This is a genomic window from Streptacidiphilus neutrinimicus, assembly GCF_000787815.1.
In the GTDB taxonomy this organism is placed as follows: Bacteria; Actinomycetota; Actinomycetes; order Streptomycetales; family Streptomycetaceae; genus Streptacidiphilus; species Streptacidiphilus neutrinimicus.
This window is the reverse complement of the sequence record NZ_BBPO01000182.1, coordinates 1-2,547: the sequence shown is the minus strand read 5'-3', so window position 1 is coordinate 2,547 and position 2,547 is coordinate 1. Positions and strand designations below refer to the sequence as shown.

Annotated in this window: 5 protein-coding genes; all 5 read right to left on the bottom strand. The window is 72.0% G+C overall.

What is annotated here, in order from left to right:
- Window positions 1-30: 30 nt before the first annotated feature.
- Window positions 31-798: an SPDY domain-containing protein gene (locus TR48_RS38455; RefSeq protein WP_042375663.1), complete on the bottom strand. Its 768-nt coding sequence runs from the start codon at window positions 796-798 to the stop codon at window positions 31-33.
- 62 nt (window positions 799-860) lie between these two features.
- The gene (locus TR48_RS38450) at window positions 861-1,268 is read right to left on the bottom strand and encodes a hypothetical protein (protein WP_042375661.1); all 408 of its coding nucleotides are present in this window, start codon (window positions 1,266-1,268) and stop codon (window positions 861-863) included.
- Between the two features lie 80 nt (window positions 1,269-1,348).
- Window positions 1,349-1,858 (bottom strand): hypothetical protein, encoded by a 510-nt coding sequence (locus TR48_RS38445; protein WP_042375659.1) that lies wholly within the window; start codon window positions 1,856-1,858, stop codon window positions 1,349-1,351.
- 73 nt (window positions 1,859-1,931) lie between these two features.
- Window positions 1,932-2,282, bottom strand: coding sequence for a hypothetical protein (locus TR48_RS38440; protein ID WP_052443400.1), 351 nt, complete (start codon window positions 2,280-2,282; stop codon window positions 1,932-1,934).
- Window positions 2,279-2,547 (bottom strand): hypothetical protein (locus tag TR48_RS46200; RefSeq protein WP_236652530.1); only part of this gene is annotated, 269 nt, incomplete at its 5' end. The genes TR48_RS38440 and TR48_RS46200, both read right to left, overlap by 4 nt.

The following is a 2,547-nucleotide window of genomic DNA, read 5'->3' as shown; positions in this document are numbered from 1 at the left end:
CCGCCGCTTTGGGCGGCCCCGCACGGGTGGTCAGTTCTGCGTAGTGGTGGCGTCGGTGATGTCGAGGTGGTGGTCGTGCCACAGGCGGCGGTCGAGCTGGTGGGGTTCGCGGACCAGGCCCTCGGGGTTGGCGAGGGCGTCGGCGAAGGCCGCGATATAGTGGGCGGGGGTGCGGCTGGTGAAGGTGGCGGTCCACATGGGCTGGCCGTCCAGCCCGGGGGTGGCGGTGGCGGTCCAGGCCCGCTGTCCGGGGGCGGTGTGGTGTGTGCGGTGGGAGAGGCGGGCCTGTCCGTCGGGGGCGAAGGCGTCGTGGCCGTCGGGTCCGCCGCCGATCACGACCCAGCCGCGCTCGTACAGGACCGACCACACCAGGTCGGTGTCTCCGGGCCCTGCGAGGTACGCGGGAGGCTCGTCGCCTGCGGCGTCGGGGCCGGAGGTGGTGGGCTGCCAGTCGTGGGCGAGGGCGGTGCCCAGTGCCCCGACCAGTTCGGCGGGGATGTTGCTGTCCGCGCCGAAGGACCAGGTGAGCGGTGCCCTGCGGTCGGGGCGGGCCCAGATCCGCCATAGCTCGCGGCCTGCGCGGGCTCCGGGCTCGGGCAGGAAGGCGGCGTAGAGGCGCTGGCAGGGGGAGAAGGTGTGGCAGTTGGCGGAGTCGTCGTCGAACCAGGACCATCCGGGGATGTCGAGGTGGTCGAGGGCTGCGTCGGGTGTGCCGGGTCCGGCCAGGTAGCGGGGCCGCACGGTCAGCAGGGGGAAGTCTGGACCGCTCGGCTCGGGTGTGCCGTTGTGCGTGGTCATCGCGCTGGTCTCCTTGGGAATGGGGCGGCCGCGAAGGGCCGCCCCTGGGGGTTGCCGGGTTGTCAGAGGTGGAGGCGGGCCGGGTCGGTGGTCCAGGGGATGTCGTACGAGGGGTCCCAGCGGGTGCCGCTGGCGTGGGCGGGCAGGACCTGGATGCGGTCGGCGTGGAGGATGTAGACCGCTTCGTGCCACAGCGGGTCGGCTTCGCGTTCGGTGAGCGACTGGGGTTCGTCGTTCCAGTTGCCGTGGCAGTAGCAGCCGCCGAGCTGGGTGGGGGTTGGCAGGGTGGCCCAGCCTGCGGGGTGGTCACGGATGAGCAGGTCGGTCATGCTCCGGGTGCTGCCTGCGAAGCGCTGCTGGTGCAGCGTGAGCAGGAGGGGGATGCGGGTGCGGGGGCGGCCGTCGTTGTGGACGTAGCGGCCGGAGAACCCGGACGCGGTGGGGCTCGCGATGATCGAGCGGATGCTCACGGGACATCAACTCCTGTTGGCGGGATGGATCGGGGCTGGATGCCGCCCGCCTGCGGGGCGGGCGGCGGTGGAGGCGGGTGTCAGGGGGCGGTGCATCCGGCGTGGCCGCAGCCGCAGGGGCGGGTGCAGGCGCACGGGCAGGGGCGGGTGGCGCGGTTCCTGCGCTGTCCGGGCACCAGCCGCAGCCGTCCAAGGTCGGCGGTCGGGGTGTGCCGCTTGAGGTTCTGGTAGGCGTCGATGAGCCGGTCGAGGTGGCCGAGGGATTGGTCGAGTTGCGCGGTGATCAGGTCGATTTCGGCTCCGAGGGCGGCCATGACCGTGGTGCCGCGCGAGGTGGCGGGGCGGCCTCCGGCGCTGAGGCGGGCCAGTTCGTCGCGTGCCTGGCCGATGCGGCTGCGCAGCATGTCGGCGAGGGTGTCGGCGTCCCGGGCCATGTCGGAGATCAGGGTGGCCAGGGTCAGGTGGGCGGGGGACCCGCCTGCCTGGCCGGTCAGTTCGCGGCGGGTGGTGCCGAGCCGAGCGTGCAGGCGGTGCTTGCCCGGTTCGCGGATCGGGTCGGGGCCCTCGGAGGGGTTCGGCGTGCTGGTCATCGTGGAAGGCTCCATTTCTGCTGTGTGCGGGGCGCTTTGAGGTGGGGCGGCGGGGACCGCCGCCCCGTGTGGGTCAGGTGGTGTGCGGGCGCGGCAGGTCGGGGTGGACCGGGCACGGCGTCCAGTCGGCGGGCGGTGCGTCGAGGTCGAGGTCGGCGTCGATGCGGACCTGGTAGTGGCAGGCGCGCAGCATCCGGGCGGCGTTGGTGGCCATGCGCTCCGCGACCCCGTCGGGGAGGTCGTAGGGCAGGCGGTGGGAGCGCTCGTTGAAGTAGCGCTGGGGGATGAATCCGGCGCGTTCCAGCAGGAGGCTCACCAGCGGGTCGTGGCCGTGGGCGGTGGTGCCGGTGGACGCGTGCCGGCAGATGTGGGCGACCGGGTCGTCGGGGCGGGCCATCGTGGGGCCGTCTTCCATCTGGGTCATTCGGGTTTCCTTTCTCGGGGCCCTGTTTTAGGGCGCACTTCTCCCCGGTCGGAGTTCTCCTGGGGAATTCGCGGCGTTTTCTGCTTTTCGCCGCCGCCCGGTTTTCCCGGGCACATTTCGAAGGTAGCTCTGGTCGGGCCGACGAGTCGAGCCGGAATGGGGCTTTGAAATGCTGGAATTTCCGCGAATTCACGACGCCTTGTGTCGTGCCTTTCGGATTCGACGACCGAAGGCGTCGTGGAGTCGCCGTGGTGCGACGCGATCG

What these genes read in the sequence shown, in the direction of transcription:
- TR48_RS38455 (WP_042375663.1), bottom strand. Translation starts at nt 798, where the DNA reads ATGACCACGCACAACGGCACACCCGAGCCGAGCGGTCCAGACTTCCCC.
- TR48_RS38440 (WP_052443400.1), bottom strand. Translation starts at nt 2,282, where the DNA reads ATGACCCAGATGGAAGACGGCCCCACGATGGCCCGCCCCGACGACCCG.
- TR48_RS38445 (WP_042375659.1), bottom strand. Translation starts at nt 1,858, where the DNA reads ATGACCAGCACGCCGAACCCCTCCGAGGGCCCCGACCCGATCCGCGAA.